Source organism: Methanobacterium bryantii, from assembly GCF_002287175.1.
Taxonomy (GTDB): Archaea; Methanobacteriota; Methanobacteria; order Methanobacteriales; family Methanobacteriaceae; genus Methanobacterium_D; species Methanobacterium_D bryantii.
In genome coordinates this window covers 49,181-65,333 of the sequence record NZ_LMVM01000040.1, presented here as the reverse complement: position 1 = coordinate 65,333, position 16,153 = coordinate 49,181, and the positions used below count along the sequence as shown (strand labels likewise).

General features: G+C 34.5%; 16 protein-coding genes. 4 read left to right on the top strand and 12 right to left on the bottom strand.

All coding sequences use genetic code 11. The annotated features are described in order from the left end of the window. Positions 1-74: 74 nt before the first annotated feature. Positions 75-1,271, bottom strand: a complete 1,197-nt coding sequence (locus tag ASJ80_RS15350) for an ABC transporter permease (protein ID WP_069583974.1) — start codon at positions 1,269-1,271, stop codon at positions 75-77. Positions 1,272-1,289: 18 nt separating this feature from the next. Beyond that, the gene (locus ASJ80_RS15345) at positions 1,290-2,204 is read right to left on the bottom strand and encodes an ABC transporter ATP-binding protein (RefSeq protein WP_338036880.1); all 915 of its coding nucleotides are present in this window, start codon (positions 2,202-2,204) and stop codon (positions 1,290-1,292) included. A gap of 297 nt (positions 2,205-2,501) precedes the next feature. On the opposite strand from ASJ80_RS15345, the gene msrA reads away from it, so the two are divergent. Then, positions 2,502-2,996, top strand: a complete 495-nt coding sequence (gene msrA, locus ASJ80_RS15340; RefSeq protein ID WP_069583973.1) for a peptide-methionine (S)-S-oxide reductase MsrA — start codon at positions 2,502-2,504, stop codon at positions 2,994-2,996. A gap of 275 nt (positions 2,997-3,271) precedes the next feature. Here msrA and ASJ80_RS15335 read toward each other — a convergent pair whose 3' ends face one another. The 3 genes from ASJ80_RS15335 to ASJ80_RS15325 form a co-directional block, all read right to left on the bottom strand. Continuing rightward, positions 3,272-3,670, bottom strand: a complete 399-nt coding sequence (locus ASJ80_RS15335) for a TIR domain-containing protein (protein WP_069583972.1) — start codon at positions 3,668-3,670, stop codon at positions 3,272-3,274. 187 nt (positions 3,671-3,857) lie between these two features. Then, the gene (locus tag ASJ80_RS15330; RefSeq protein ID WP_095652121.1) at positions 3,858-4,112 is read right to left on the bottom strand and encodes a hypothetical protein; all 255 of its coding nucleotides are present in this window, start codon (positions 4,110-4,112) and stop codon (positions 3,858-3,860) included. An 8-nt stretch (positions 4,113-4,120) separates the two neighbouring features. Continuing rightward, positions 4,121-4,579, bottom strand: a complete 459-nt coding sequence (locus ASJ80_RS15325) for a hypothetical protein (RefSeq protein ID WP_179288755.1) — start codon at positions 4,577-4,579, stop codon at positions 4,121-4,123. A gap of 505 nt (positions 4,580-5,084) precedes the next feature. On the opposite strand from ASJ80_RS15325, the gene ASJ80_RS15320 reads away from it, so the two are divergent. Further along, a complete protein-coding gene (locus tag ASJ80_RS15320; protein ID WP_069583970.1) occupies positions 5,085-6,299 on the top strand; it encodes a molybdopterin molybdotransferase MoeA in 1,215 nt (404 codons plus the stop codon). 111 nt (positions 6,300-6,410) lie between these two features. Continuing rightward, positions 6,411-7,592 carry a site-2 protease family protein gene (locus tag ASJ80_RS15315; protein WP_069583969.1) on the top strand — a complete coding sequence of 394 codons (1,182 nt, stop codon included), beginning with the start codon at positions 6,411-6,413 and terminating at the stop codon, positions 7,590-7,592. Positions 7,593-7,796: 204 nt separating this feature from the next. Here ASJ80_RS15315 and ASJ80_RS15310 read toward each other — a convergent pair whose 3' ends face one another. The 3 genes from ASJ80_RS15310 to arsM are packed head-to-tail and all read right to left on the bottom strand — an operon-like array spanning position 7,797 to position 9,612. Continuing rightward, positions 7,797-8,453 (bottom strand): DUF166 domain-containing protein, encoded by a 657-nt coding sequence (locus tag ASJ80_RS15310; RefSeq protein ID WP_069583968.1) that lies wholly within the window; start codon positions 8,451-8,453, stop codon positions 7,797-7,799. 43 nt (positions 8,454-8,496) lie between these two features. Continuing rightward, positions 8,497-8,847, bottom strand: coding sequence for an ArsR/SmtB family transcription factor (locus tag ASJ80_RS15305; RefSeq protein WP_069583967.1), 351 nt, complete (start codon positions 8,845-8,847; stop codon positions 8,497-8,499). 9 nt (positions 8,848-8,856) lie between these two features. Continuing rightward, a complete protein-coding gene (arsM, locus tag ASJ80_RS15300; RefSeq protein ID WP_069583966.1) occupies positions 8,857-9,612 on the bottom strand; it encodes an arsenite methyltransferase in 756 nt (251 codons plus the stop codon). Positions 9,613-9,776: 164 nt separating this feature from the next. Here arsM and ASJ80_RS15295 point away from each other — a divergent pair, with 164 nt between their 5' ends. Further along, positions 9,777-11,138: an NAD(P)/FAD-dependent oxidoreductase gene (locus tag ASJ80_RS15295; RefSeq protein ID WP_069583965.1), complete on the top strand. Its 1,362-nt coding sequence runs from the start codon at positions 9,777-9,779 to the stop codon at positions 11,136-11,138. An 81-nt stretch (positions 11,139-11,219) separates the two neighbouring features. Here ASJ80_RS15295 and tes read toward each other — a convergent pair whose 3' ends face one another. From tes to hcp, 4 genes are all read right to left on the bottom strand, one after another. After that, positions 11,220-12,710, bottom strand: coding sequence for a tetraether lipid synthase Tes (gene tes, locus ASJ80_RS15290; protein ID WP_069583964.1), 1,491 nt, complete (start codon positions 12,708-12,710; stop codon positions 11,220-11,222). Positions 12,711-12,834: 124 nt separating this feature from the next. Beyond that, complete coding sequence (locus ASJ80_RS15285; protein WP_069583963.1) at positions 12,835-13,461, bottom strand: TetR/AcrR family transcriptional regulator; 627 nt, start codon at positions 13,459-13,461, stop codon at positions 12,835-12,837. A gap of 226 nt (positions 13,462-13,687) precedes the next feature. Further along, positions 13,688-14,296, bottom strand: coding sequence for a rubredoxin (locus tag ASJ80_RS15280; RefSeq protein ID WP_069583962.1), 609 nt, complete (start codon positions 14,294-14,296; stop codon positions 13,688-13,690). A gap of 336 nt (positions 14,297-14,632) precedes the next feature. After that, positions 14,633-15,919 (bottom strand): hydroxylamine reductase, encoded by a 1,287-nt coding sequence (gene hcp / locus ASJ80_RS15275; protein ID WP_069583983.1) that lies wholly within the window; start codon positions 15,917-15,919, stop codon positions 14,633-14,635. Positions 15,920-16,153 lie beyond the last annotated feature (234 nt).

Sequence of the window (16,153 nt, the reverse complement as noted above, 5' to 3'; positions counted from 1 at the left end):
ATTAAATTCATATGTAAATCTTTTTAGTTAATTTCCTAAAAGCCCCCTGCTTAATATGCACATAAAATTTACATTTAATTCATCTTTGAAATATTCTTAATACCAACTAATTCAAGGGCCAACCTTACTATACCTGGCCTTGGCCCAAACATTATATCATCTCTTTCAAAGAGTTTTATTGTAATCCAATATGATATGGCGCTTATAATAAGTATAGAAATGAGTGGAATCATTAAATCTGTCATAGAGATGGTATCCCCTGAAAACAGACGCATTACAAGGGTCATTGGAGAGATGTTAGCTGCGGCTGACTTACTTGAGATATAAGCAAGCGCTGGAATCACGAGAAATCCAACAATCCCTATATAAATAAAGCTTAATCCAATCCCTGCCTCTTTATAATTCTTAGAATATGCTGCTATGACACTTGTTATCCCTACAATCGGAATAGAAGTTAATATAATCACTAAATAGACTAAAATAGGATTTTTAAGGTCAAAACCTGCCACTAAAAGTATAAGAATCCATAGTGCTACTTGAACAGCTATTACTAAAACTACTGCCAAATTTTTTCCAATTATAATTTCTCCATGGCTCAGAGGCATGGCTATCAATATTTCTCCCGTTTTTCGCTCTTTTTCACCTACAATACTGTCGATGATCATATTTCCAAAAAGGAAAAGGGGAAGAAAAAGCAGAATTGAAACCATCATTTTTTTAATAAGCTGTAATGGTAAGGACTCTCCTTTTTTTTCCTCCCTAACATCTGGTTCAATTGTACTTGTGGAAGGAACCAGTGAACTTATCCATTGATTAGAGATAGAAGAAGAAATAGCTTTAACTGTAGAATTTACCTCCTCAGTCACCACACTCCTCTTCGGATCAGCATAATCAACAAACAGATTTAAAGTAATAGGTTGGAAAGTATCTATTTTACCGATAGAATTTTCAGGAACAATCAACGCAGCTGTGGCCTTACCACTTTTAACCTGGTTTACCGATTCATTACTTCCGAGTGGAGTTATACCAAGAACTTCATGGTTTAATTGTTTTTCAAATAAGCCACTTGTATCTGAAACACCTATTGAAGCAAAATTAGTCAAAGATGGAGATAATGTAACACCATTTTCAGATTCTATATTGCCGATAAACATGTTTAAGAAAACTATCATTAAAACTAAGACAGAAAGCTGCATTAAAAAGATCATCAAAAACTTTCTGCTCGAGAGGGTATTTTTAAACTCCCATTTAGTTATAGTTGAAAATCTCATGATAAAACCCTGAAATATCTATTTCACAGCATGAATGAATACATCCTCAAGTGACGGCTCTTTAGTATTTACAGATACTACATTATGTCCAATCAAGCTAACTATATCTGAAATATCTTCTTTAGAATTTAAAGATACTTCCAGATTTTTACCTTTTAAGTTTACATTTTCTACAGAATTAAAATTAAGAAATTTATCAGTGTCTATATCTGCATGGTTAATTTTTATCTGGAGTATAGTTTGGCCGTGAATTTTTGCCTTAAGATAATCAGGAGTGCCCATATCCCTGATTTTACCTCCACTTAAAATCGCCAACCTATCACAGAGAGCATCAGCTTCTTCCATGTAGTGAGTGCACAAAATTATAGTCTTTTCACCTTTAAGGTCTTCTATAAAACTTCTAATTGAAAGTGCAGTAGCAGGGTCCAGTCCCATTGTAGGTTCATCAAATATAATGATCTCTGGATCATGGATTAAAGCCCTTGCAATACCAATTCTTTGACGTAATCCCTTTGAAAATGTGTTTATTTTATGTTCTGCGCGATTTTCCATTCCAACAAGCTCAAGAAGCTCATAAACTCTATCGTTAAGCTTTTCTTTTGGAACTCCATAAAGTTCACCAAAATATCTAAGCAGATCGCGTGCCTTAAATCTTTCATATAAATTTGGCTCTTCTGGAAGGTACCCTATCATTGATTTAGTTGTAATTGGATCTTCCAGAACATCGTGTCCGCCAACGAAAACAGTCCCCATATCTGGTTTTAATATGCCACATATTATCCGTATTGTAGTGGTCTTTCCAGCCCCATTTGGCCCTATGATTCCTAAAAGCTCTCCTTTCTTAATATTCAGGCTCAAATTATCTAAAGCCTGTATTTCACCAAAATATTTAGTGAGAGAACCTATTTTAATCATATCTTCTTTTAAGTCCAAGGTCTAACCCCTTTAGCATTTGAAAGTTAATTCTTAATTTGTACTGTTTAAATATTTAGAGATATTGATTAGATGTGTTATCAATATTAATAGTTTATACAAATCTGACAAACAGAAAGCAACTCCTTGTTTAATATTTGACACCATCCAACTTTTTATTGTAATATTTAATCAAATAATAACTTTAAAAGTGGTAACACAAAACATTAATAATAAAAAATACTTAAATTATCTTATTTACAAAACACGTTCTTCAAGTGTATTTCTCCTTAATTAGATTTATAAAAACGTGGTAAAATGGAAAATGAAAATAAATATAAGAAAGCCGCTTTTGCAGCAGGCTGTTTTTGGGGTATTGAAGAAACCTTTAGGATTACAAAAGGAGTCATATCTACTGCGGTAGGTTACATGGGAGGGCATACAGAAAATCCGACCTATGAAAATGTTTGTTCTGGAAGAACTGGCCATGCGGAAACAGTAGAATTGACATATGATCCTTCAGTGATCACCTACAATGAATTACTGGATATTTTCTGGAAGATCCATGACCCCACAACGCTTAACAGACAGGGGCCAGATATAGGTGAACAGTACAGATCTGTAATTTTCTACTACGACAGCGAGCAGGAAAAAGCAGCACGTGCTTCAAAGGAAGAACTTCAACAATCTGGTATGTATAATCGAGATGTTGTAACCGAAATTGTACCCGCAGATAAATTCAAATTTTACATGGCCGAAGATTACCACCAGCAGTATTTGAAAAAAAGAGGACGCAGCAGCTGCAGGTTCTAAAAAATTTACCTATAAAAGACTTAATTAATTTGTTTTTTAATATTTTTATAACTTTATTTTCTTTTTTCCGCAGCTTAGCGAGGCCGTCGAAAAATCGATGATTTTTTGAGTGGTGGAGTTAATACAAAATAGTGATTTTTGACATAAATTACAAGTGCATTACAAAAATACTATTTAGGAAGAACTTAGATAATTTCCAGACATACATTGCAAGTGTATAACGAATTAATTTAAAAATACTGGTTTTCACTAAGTACAGTCTCTACCCCTTAAAATTACTCCAAATAATTTTCCACTATGGCATCCACTATACACGGTGCATTCCATCCTATGATATCTACAGCAGCTTCTTCAAGCTCAGGAGGTACATTTTCCATACCGTAAGGCCTGATGACAATTATGGGCTTTTCTAATTTATTTGCAATGTCTATTTGCTTCTTTATAATATCTTTATACTTATTGTATAGCCCTGAAAGAATTATTACAATCCCTACAGGCATTATCTGTTCTTGAAGCTCTTCTCCAGTGATCTTATCTTTTTCAAGTATCCCATAGTTTTTAAACTCAAAATCATGTGCTGCTGCCAATTTCTCAGTAAACGTGTTATATTCTTCCTCATTTTGACCTATATGGCTTATAAATATATCATATAATCTTGATTCTGATTCAAACATTTCATCTACCTACAATTTAATGATCATTTAATTATCATTAATAGAAATTATGGATAAAATTAGTAATTTATTTTTTGATTTAAAAATAGAAATACTTAAAATCTAAAAAGAGGTAAAGGGTTTAAAACGATCTTCACCTCTTAAACCGTAGCTCAGCCCTAACGAATCATGGATTTAACTGCATGTATTATACAATTAAATAATTATATCCATAAGCTCTGTAAGGAACTGTTTTCCATTTTCCGTTTTGGTATAGTTGAACTGATCTGTGTCTGCTGGAATAACTTGTCGCGTATTGAATTACTCTGGATTTGTAGCCTGCAGCTTTGAATTTATTGTTTAAATATGCACTGTACGCCCAACAATCACCTGCATGGTATTTAACTAAACCAGAAGCAGTACTAACTCCACTTCGGTAGCCGTATCCTGCAGCTGATTTCATAATTGAGTTTAATTTTGGGTCGCTGAATGTATCTGCTTTCCGCTTGAGGTATAAGATGAACTACTGGAACTTGATGCTGCTTTAACTGTACTGGTTTTGTATTTATAATAATATTTCCAGGTATACTTCCAAGTGTACTTCCATGTATAGTACCATCTACCGTGGGATTTATACCAATGTTTATACCAGTGTTTGTACCAGTGCTTATACCATACTTTAACTTTTACACTGGACGCTGCATTCACTTTCAAAACGTCTGTGTGTTCGTTTAGACCAATTTGAGCATTATCATCCGATGCACTTTGGTCCGATGCCCCCACCGCAGAGGGCAAAATGCTTATTGCCATAGCTATTGCTATTAGCAAAGCATACATAGATTGTCGCTTAATTATACCGCCTCCGTGTCCAAAAGTATTAATACACCTACTTAGTACTTCTTGGACAAAACAATAATCAACTTCCAGCATATATAAATGTTTTGGTTTTTTTGTCGAAAAAAAGCCTTTATAGCTCTCTTTTTTAGATTTAAGACTCTTTTAAAGTTTATTTAAATGTCGAATTACAGATTAGTGCGTTTAGTTTGTATTTTTACTAAATTAGCTCTAATTAAACCCCATTTGGAAAAATTGTCACTAATTGATGCTATTATACATCTAGATTACACGCTCAAATTATGTATAGTATTTACTATCAAGTTCATTCATACATATAATCCTTATAAACATATAAATGGCAAAAATACAATCTAAAATATGTTATTTATAGAATTAACCGTTAAATATACGTTATAACATAAATGATACAAAATTTCATATTTTCCAGATTAATTGAAAATATTATTATTCAAAAGGCCTTCGAAAGTCGGATTTATATACAGCCAGCCACATAAAACTATAACTTACATACAATCATATACATAACTACTTTTTATACTCAAAATCCATTACAATCAAATTACGGAAGTAGACTGAAATGTTCATATCTGAATTGATACCCGTTAAGGATGCACTAAAAATCATAGACAACATTGAAATTAAACTTGATATTGAAAGGATTCCTCTTGAAGAAGCATATAATAGAGTCCTTGCAGAGGATATAAAAGCACTTTTAGATTCTCCCTCCTTTGACAGATCTGCTATGGATGGTTATGCAGTACAAGCTGAAGATACATTCGGATCCTCTGAAACCAGTCCTGCATATTTAAAAGTTGTAGATAGAATATGTGCTGGCGATACGTCAAAAATAGTTTTAAAGCAAGGGGAAGCTATAAAAATCGCTACTGGGGCGCCGATACCTGAAGGTGCAAATGCAGTTGTCATGGAAGAGTATACCTACGAAGAAAACAATGATTTAGAAGTTTCAAAAACATTATTTCCAGGGGAAAATGTTGCTCCATTTGGAGAAGATTTTAAAAAAGGCGATGAACTCCTAAAATCAGGAAAACTCTTAAGACCGCAAGATATTGGGATAATAACATCTGCAGGCCATGATACCATAAATGTATTTAAAAAGCCCAAAATAGGTGTGATAACTACTGGAAACGAACTTGTAATGTCTAAATCAGAGATTAAAGGGGCTAAAATTATAAATTCAAATTATTATACATTAAAAGCACTCGTTGAAAGTACCCTTGCAGTTCCAGAACTTACCCATTGCGTTGACGATGCTCAAAAAGTAAAAGAACAAATTGAAACATTTTTAGAGTCATGTGATGCCGTAATAACCACCGGAGGCACTGCAATAAGTAAAGGAGATGTTGTGGTAGATGTGGTTGATAAAATGGGAGAAGTTTTAATTCATGGAGCAGGCATAAGACCTGGAAAGCCATTTGGATTTGGAGTAATAAATGGAACCCCCATATTCATGCTTTCAGGGTATCCTGTAGCTTCAATGGTGCAGTTCGATATTTTCACTCGCAATTACCTTCTTAAAATGCAGAATATTCATAAAGAGTTCTCAATCATTAAAAAAACAGCATCTAGAAAGATTGCATCAACACTTGGCAGAACAGATTATGTTAGAGCAAAAACAGAAGGTAATTTAGTACACCCCCTTAAAATAGATGGATCTGGAATTATAAGATCTATGGTTGAATCTGACTGTTATATCTTGATAGAAGAAAATGTTGAGGGTATAAACGAAGGCGAAGAATGTGACGTTTTACTTTACGATTCGTTAAAGGTATAACTAATTAGATTCATAGTTAAATTTTCAAACTGACAAAATTTATAATTAATATTACTATGCAAATAAATATTAACAAATAATAATTTATTATGTGGATTTAAAGGTGATCATGTGGACGCTTTACAGTTTTATGCTATTGCATTTATTGTTATTTGGGCCGTAGCCCTTTTATTTAAGGATAAACTAAAAATTGAGATAAGTGGCCCCATTTTAATGAGGAAAACCACTCGACTCAGAGATTTTATTGACTCTATTGCTCAAAAGAGCCCCAAATTCTGGCGATGGAGCATGAATATTGGAGTGCCCATATGCATTTTCTTTATGATTTTAAACCTCCCACTGCTTTTATACTCACTGGGAACCATCATACAAAACCTATTTGCAGTCCAGGGACCATCAACAGTATCAAGTGTCGGTATCGCGATTCCCGGAGTCAGCATTCCAGGATCATCTTTTAATGTCCCCCTAGTATACGGGTTAATTGGACTTGTAGTTGTTATAGTCGTTCATGAATTTGCACACGGAATCCTGGCAAGAACTGACGGAATTAAAATCAAATCAATAGGGCTGCTTATGCTTGCAGTTATACCCGGAGCATTCGTTGAACCAGATGAAGAAGGAATTAAAAAAGCATCAAGACTTACAAAACTCAGAATTTATGCTGCAGGATCTATGTCTAACATTGTTGTAGCGTTTATTGCATTTTTACTTCTAACTGCATTATCGTCTTTTTTCATTGCCCCATCTTTCCATCCTCAAGGAGTAGAAGTCCAGAATACAATGCCAAATACTCCAGCTTATGGAGTTTTACAAAATGGAATGGTTATAACTCATGTTAACGGCTATGAAGTGACGAATTTAACCACATTTACTGATATATTAAGCACTAAAATTAAACCCGGTGAAGAAGTTAACATCACGACTAACCAAGGGACATTTAAACTTAAAGCAACGGCAAACTCAAACAATACAAACCATGCTTATCTAGGAGTAATTGTACAAAACCATTTGACTGTTAATCAAGATGTTGCCAGCAAATATGGAGATACAATACCATGGTTCCTGTACAGTTTATACTGGTTGTTCTACTGGATATTCTTCTTAAACATTGGAATAGGGACTTTCAATTTACTTCCTGCAAAACCACTTGACGGAGGACTTATGCTAGAAGAGATATTATCCTCTAAAATGTCAGGTGATCTGGCAAACAGGATTACAAATTCAGTCTCAGTATTCTCATGGATGATAGTTGTAATTCTAATAGGAGCAACTATTATACCTGCAATAAGTTAGATATAGCTTTTAAGCTATATTATCCTTTTTTTATCAGACTTTTTGGAAATCTGTGCCCATTCCATTTATAATCACTGGAAAATTTTAAGGGTCTACAGCAGCAGGTGCAACTCCCTGGATTATCCCCAAAGTAGCTACAGCAGATGTGTAGAAACCTTAAAATTGTTATTTAAAGCTTAAAAGTATAAATCACTGCAATTCCTATCATTTATTCTTTTCATGTTTTATCCCCTCTTCAAAGGCTTCTTTATGGAAATTGGCAGCCATTTCTTTCTTACACTCGTCATCAGCAAATAATCTCATTTTTGGTGCCCTACAAGGATAGTGCTGCAATTTAAGGCCTGCTTTAACAGGTAAATCTTTTAAATCCTGCCCTATCATTTCTTCAGCCACAAAATACGTTGATCCACATGGAGAAGACCTCAAAACTTCTATATCGACAATTTTGTCTCCCTGGCAGTTTACCTTAACAATTGGCCTTCCAAATTTGGATACAAACTCATCAAATATCGGATTCCCATTTTCTTGAAGATCACACATGTTTTCAGGGCATGTAACATTTCCCAATCTTTCAAGCTGATTTTTAAACCCTTCCCCTCTCCAGGCAGCCACGATTACCCATCCCACATTATCATGGATCATTTCAACAAGATCAAGGGCAAGATCTGGATGAAGAACATAAGTTATCAGTATGTCTACACCTTCCAGTCGTTTTAATGCATCCTCAGGAATCTCAATTTCATCTACAAACATAGATACAGGTGGTTCAAGCTCAACAAAATCTGTATCGAATTCTTTACTTATATATTCATATGCTCGTTCTCCATACGGGCCATCTGTAGCTATTGCAACTTTTAACATCTTTTCAATCTCCTAAAACAGTCTTTATTTATATAAATTCAAGTTATTTTACTAAATTTTCAATTAAACAAACAATTTCTGGATTAATAAGTTTATAATGTATCCATACCCCTTCTTTACGTCCTTTTATAAACCCTGCATTTTTAAGTACATTTAAATGATGTGAAATAGTTGATTGGGGCTTTTCAAGAGCAATAATTATTTCACATGCACATAATTCCCCTTCCTGCAAGAGATATAATATTTTAAGCCGTGTAGGATCTGAAATTGCCTTGAATCTATCCGATATATCCTCAAAAATTTCATCTGAAGGAATTTTAGATAAAATTTCATTTAAATTCTCAATTTGCTCACTGCATGGTTCACCTTTACCGTTTATCTGACAAGTTTTCATGATTTACCCCTACTTTAACGCTTTAATTTGAACACTGGTGATTTTTCCTACCAGCCGTTCGTCCATGTTTGGCTCTGTGAAATAGTGCTGTTCCACAGTTTGGATATCTTTAAATCCTGCTTCTTTTATTGTATCCAAATAAGCTTGCTTTTCCATAGCTCCTGCAATGCAGTTAGACCATGCGTCAAAACTGTGTTTAATCTCTTCAGGAATATTTCCCTCTGTCACCAGATCTGATACTAAAATATGCCCTCCCGGCCTTAAAACTCTAAAAGCTTCTTTATAAGCTGCCAATTTATCCGGTGTAAGGTTAATTACGCAATTACTTATAATAACATCTATAGAATCATCGTTAACGGGTAAATTTTCTATTTCTCCCAGTTTAAATTCAACATTTTCATATTTACCTTCTTCCGCATTTTTAACGGCAGTTTCTACCATTTCTTCAGTCATATCTACTCCAATGACTTTACCCGATTCGCCGACCTTATTTGCTGCAAGAAAAACATCTATTCCCCCGCCAGACCCAAGATCCAATACTGTTTCTCCTTCTTTAAGGTCTGCAAGTGCAGTAGGATTGCCGCATCCGAGCCCAAAAACAGCTTCTTCAGGTATACTTTTAATATCTTCCATGGTATACCCTGCAGCTTTAGCCTGTTCAATTGTTAAATCAACTCCAGAGCAGCAAGAACAATAAGATTCTTCTTTTGTCGCTATTTTTGAGTATCTACCCTTTACAAACTCCTTAATTTCTTTTCCGTCCATTATATGCACCATTTCAATAAGTTTAATTCTATATATCCAAATATATGGATATATTAAATATAAAATTATTGATTTTTCATATAAAAAAAACAACAAAAATTCAAGCTTATATACTTTGAACTTACAAAATTCATAGTGTCTAATTCCGAAAGGTGAAAAAATAAATGAAAATAGCAATAGTAGGTGCTGGAGCCGGTGGGCTTTCAACAGCCTCTAACATAAGAAAATACAATAAAGATGCGGAAATAACTGTAATTACCATGGGGAAACATATTGCTTATTCTCCTTGTGCTATCCCCTATGTTTTAGGTGGGGAAGTAGAGAATTTTAAGGATATCATTATGCATGAAGCAGAAGATTACCTTGAAAAGAACATAAAGATCATAACTCAAGCAGAAGTTTTTGATATATCAAGCAGCGAAAATAAAATAAAATACCGTCTCATAAACGAAAAAACAGAAGAATATGAATTATCCTATGACTATCTCGTTATAGCAACCGGGGCAAGTTCATTCATCCCTCCAATTGAAGGTACTAATCTAAATGGTGTTTTCAAGCTTAGAACCCTTGAAGACGGTCTTAAAATCAATGAATGGGCTGAAAAAAGCCAAAATGCAGTGATTGTAGGGGCGAGTCTAATAGGTGTAGAAGTATCATATGCACTCCGACAAAAGGGCCTTAATGTTACAATGATGGAGATGCTACCTCAAATCATTCCAAGGTCACTGGATCCGGATATGGCAACAATAGTTCAGGATTACCTGGAAAAACATGGCATAAACGTGATTTTAGGGCAGGGAATTGACAAAATCATAGGCGATGAACATGTAGAAGGGACTGTCTTTGAAGACAATGTTATAGATGCTGATCTGGTCATAATGGCTACTGGAGTCCGGCCTAAAACAAAATTAGCTGAAATGGCAGGGTGTGAACTTGGAAAATGGGCAGTAGTGGTCAATGAAAAGATGCAGACATCCATACCAAACATATATGCAGTTGGAGATTGTGTAGAAGTATTCGACGCGATAACTGGAGAGAGCACTCAATCCATGTTAGGAACAACTGCTGTAAGACAGGGGAAAATCGCAGCCAAAAATATCGCAGGAATAACTGCTGAATTTAAACCAGTCCTAAATTCCAATGTTTCCAAAGTTGGAGAACTTGAATTTGGTGCTGTAGGCCTAACAGTTGCATCAGCACGGCAAAACGGGATATATGCGGCATATGGTAAAATTAGAGCTCTTACCAAAGCCCGTTATTATCCGGGGGCAAAAAGAATTGATGTTAAAATTATAAATAATCTTAAAGGACGGATTATTGGATGTCAGTTGATTGGGGAAGAACGAGTTGCAGAGAGAGTAGATATAATGTCACTCGCTATAATAAAGGGCGTTACCTGCTCTGAACTTGCAACTACAGAATTTTCCTATGCCCCTCCAGTTTCAATGGTCACAGATCCAATTATTCTGGCTGCAGAAGATGCTTGCAGTAAATTAAAATCCGTTAATAAGGAAGAACAAGATTAGTTCTCCTAAAACTTTTTTATTTAAATTTTTAACGCTAAAAAAATTATAATTGACTTAATTATCCAATTAAGCTATCTAAACTTATTCACTTTCTTGCTCATTTTTAAAAGGAACCGCGAATTTTTTCTCAATTTCCTGCCTGTAAAGCGTGTTCATGGAGCAGAAAGGTATAATCCTTCCGTCTGGAACTGCATAGTGTATTACACATCTTCTAACTCTATCCTGATCAAAATTCCATGGATCCATGAAGTGCATGCATGCAATAAGCAGTGACTTTTTATGAAAATCTCCAAGTGCAGAATATGACCTTTCTTTAAATACTGAGGTCAATATTTTCTTTATATCAACGGATTCTGGTGCTTTTGACGTGTCTATAGTTTTGGGAAGTCCGACTGTTGCCCTTGCTATAGTTTTAGCTTTGCCAGTTAATCCTCCTTTTTCAATATCTTCAGCACTTTTTGTTAAAAGGCCGAATAATCTATCTACATCTATAAACTGGGTAACTGGAATAATTTTACCGTTATCAATAAAAATATAAGTAGCAGCACCACAATGAGGATGGCATGTAAATGTAACCTGCTCTTTACCTTCTATAGCCGCGACAAACTCAGAAATTGGGACAACAGATGATGCAGGGTAAAAATCTTCTACTTTAATTTTAGATTCAGTCTGCTCCTCAACTAATTCCTCAAAATCAGGGATTGTTACACGCTGTTCTTCTACTTCATCTGCCGGTGTTCTACCTGCAAATGAAACAGGCTGGAAGTTAATTCCCCTTATAATATCAATATTATCGATTGCAAATCTTATTATATTCCCTACTTGCTGATCATTTATCCCTTTTATAAGTGTTGGAACTAAAACAATTCCTAAATCTACTTTTCTACAGTTTTCAATTGCCTCTAATTTAGTTGAAAGTAAATCTCTGTTCCTTATTTTGATATATGGCTCCTCTGTAACTCCATCAAATTGTAGATAAACAGTATTTAATCCTGCTTCTTTAAGCTCTCTTGCAAGGTTTGGATTTTTTGCAAGTTTTATACCATTTGTAGCTATCTGCGTATGTGTAAAATCTTCTTCCTTGGCAAGCTTAATTAGATCAACTATATCTTTCCTGACGGTTGGTTCCCCTCCAGCATACTGTATTGCAGGAGTTGAAACAGGCTGATTATTCCTTAAATTCTGAAGCATACCCCTTATCTCTTCATATGTTGGTTCATAGAGACTTTTTGAAACAGCAGCATTTGCAAAACATACTGGACATTTCATATTACACCTGTTTGTAACATCGATAAGACCCAGAATAGTGTGGCTTTCATGTTCATGACATAATCCGCAGTTTGAAGGGCATTCACCATTTAAAGCAGTTTGAGGATTTTCAATTCCTTCTCCTTTATAATCATATTTCACCACGTTTTTGTAAAGTTCATCGCTGCTCCAGTAGGTATTTTCAAACTTTCCATGCTCGTCGCATTCTTTTACTATCTTAACCATGTCTTTATCTTCATCAACTTCAGCATCGATAATTTGAAGACATTCCGGACATAAACTCTTAGTCTTTTTTATAACCATTATTATACCTCCAGCATCCAATTGACTTTTAAAAATTAAAATTAAATAATTTGTATAGGTTGTATCCCTTTTGAAGCGTATTATATCCCCTTTTACGTTTCACCTCTTAGTATACAACTTATCTTCAATAACATACTTTATTATTGCCAAATCCATATTTTAAAAAATCTACAAGATTACTTGCATTTTCAAGCATTTTTTCCATTTTATAGTCTTCCTCTTCATCAAATATTTCGTTAAAATGGAATACTATATAATTCAATATTTTTAGGATGAAATCCTCAGAAAATCTATTATTAAAATCTCCATCGTTAATAGCTTTTTTGATTCGTTCCTCAAGCCATACTTCCTTATTTCTTTCAATGATATTTTTTGCATATTCGTAAATTTCATTTCCCCTTTCTTTCTGGAACATTATACCTAACTTAAAGTATTTGGGAAAAGCGACCGCGAATTCATAAGCTATTTGGACCTGCAGTTTAAATCTTTCAAAGACATCTTTCCCTTTAAAATCTCCTATACGTTCTTTCATACGATTAGTTATGAATTTACACTCAGTGTTGTGGGCAGATTCAAGTAAAAACGCGTAGAGTGCCTGTTTATCTTGAAAATGATAATAAAAGGTACCTTTGCTGATGCCTGCATTTTTAAGGATAACATTTAATGAAGCATTTTCATAATTTTTCGCCGTGAATTCATCTAGAGCTGCTTCAATAAGTTCATTTTTCCTTTTAAATGACTTTTGTTCCATCTAATTTATCCTCCATCAAGCAACTTATAAATGAAAGTAATATATCCTTTAAATCTTCAATACATACACTCTCAATATCACTGGTTTTAAGTGTATTGCATATATGATATATAAACCTGATGGTCTAGACCGTACAGTCTACAGAATTAAAAGTATTAAAATAGGAATATTTGAATTTTGAGGAATTATTATAAATTTTTATGAAAATTTAAATATTTTCCTCTTCTTAAATTTTTGAAACCTTTTTCAAATGTATTTTATGACCATATCCTTTCTGTTCCTTACTGATTCTATATCTGTAGCCTGTAGACTCTTCAAGGGCCATTGCTGAAGTATTGGTATATGGACATGTTGTTATTAAAACTCCCTGGTTCTCAAGCTGCCTGCACAATCCAAAGAAGCGGCAGTTTTTTATTTCAAGTTCTGCTTCTCCATCCCTAATGGCATATTCCATATCTCTTGCAAATTTATGTTTAATAAAGTATTCTTTTACAGACTCAAGAGCAGATTTAGCATCTGTAAACTTAACACCATCTTTTTTTAATTCATTGATAAATGCGCGGCCTATTTCCCTGGTTACAGAGTATGAACCTCTTCCAGATATAGTCCAGAGACCATGTGTTAAAGCTAATATCATCAAGGCCATCGGGCCCTCTCCTTCTGAACCTACCCTTTCATCTTCAAGGGGGAAGAACTGATCCTTTTCTATACCACATATTGGACAAACCCAATCTGAAGGAAGATCTTTTAAATCAGTCCCTGCTTCAATCCCATTTTCAGGGTCCCCGGCGTCTGAATCGTAAATATAACTGCATATATCACACTTGTACTTCATTTTATTCACCAATTGACACTTTTTACTGAATTTAAAGTTTTAAAAAATTTTTATATATCCCAGTTCATTGTTTGGTTTCACCCGAACTATTTATATATTATCTAAAATAATGCATATAAATGTTGTTATTCCATCTAAAATCGTAATTAAAAGTAACTTAAAGTTAATACAGAGGAGATAATCTAAAAATCCATAAAAATGCAAATTATGGTCTCAAATGAAATAATAACCCGTTAATTACAGGATATGCCTAATAAAACACTACCAACAATAAAAAAATGTAGACCCTTGAAAATTATACATTTTCAAGGGTGTGAATTGAGAACCTTAAATACCTTATCCTAAAATAGCTTTTATATCTTCTTTTGGGTCTCCAATTGGTTTTATATCGTAATTTTCGACCAGCACATTTAGAATATCTTCATTTAGCCATGCAGGTATAATTGGACCAATGTAAATACCTTTAACTCCAAGTGCAAGCAAGCTCCAGAGGATTGCAACGGCTTTCTGCTCCATCCAGCTTAAAACAAATGTGAGTGGAAGCTCGTTTATCTCAAGACCAAATAATTCTGAGAGTGCAGCTACAATATCAATTCCAACTATTGCATCGTTACATTGACCAAGGTCTATTAATCTTGGAATTCCTTCGATATCACCAAGCTGAAGGTCGTTGAACCTGTATTTACCACATGCAAGTGTTAATACAACTGTATCCTCAGGTAAATTTTTCACAAATTCTCTGTAATAACTAGTTTTTGGCATTGGGGAATCACATCCTCCAACTACAAAGAATCTCCTTATTTTTCCCGCTTCTACTAATTCTTTAATTTTTGGGGCAAGTGAAAGGACTGTGGAAGCTCCAAATCCTGTCGTAAATACCTTTTCTCCAGTTTCATCTGAAAGTTCAGGTAAGGATTTTGATTTCTCAATTACTGGAGTAAAATCATAACCGTCAATATGCTGGACCCCAGGTAACTGTGCAACTCCTGATGTGAATATTCTTTCTTTATAAGCATCTGTTGGTGTTAGCACACAGTTTGATGTTCCAAGAATTGCGACAGGGTACTTTGAAAATGTTTTCCTTTGATCGAACCATGGGCCTCCAAGTTGCCCTACAAGGTGGTCGAATTTTTTAAATTCAGGATATCCATGTGCAGGGAGAAGCTCTGAATGTGTATAAACATTTATTCCAGTTCCTTCTGTTTGTTTAAGCAGTTCATATAATGCTTTAATGCTGTGGCCTGTAGCAACGATCCCGTGACCTTTTACAGTTCCAGTTTTTACTTCTGTTGGTTCAGGTTCACCGTATTTTTCTATAAGAGCTTTCTTTAAAAGCTGCATTGTTTTTATGTTCATTTCCCCAGATTCAATGGCAAGCTTTACAAAATCTCCTGTATCCTGGTTAACATTTGTTAGTGTAGAGTAAAATCCTCTTTCTAAAAATCCATCCACTTCTGGATCTGTATATCCTAATTCTCTTGCATGGTACAGATATGCAGATATCCCTTTAATTGAAAACAACAGATTGTCATGAAGCCTTGCTACTGTTGCTTCTTTTCCACAACCACCTTTTACTGTACAACCAGTTCCTCTAGCAGTTTGAGAGCACTGGTAACAAAACATATTTAAGTCTTCTTTTACAGGTGGACAGCATCCCCCTCCTGATGATTCAGAACTTTTCCTACCAAATAGTTCAAATTTCATGTTTTTCCTCCATCTTACTGTGTTCGTCTGCATACGAATGTTTCATTATCTACGAACAATAGCATATATAATTTTCGGTTTTGTTTCATGGTGCACGAACAAAGTATATAAAGAACACCAACATATTTTGTAAACAAGAAAAGTTATCTTATT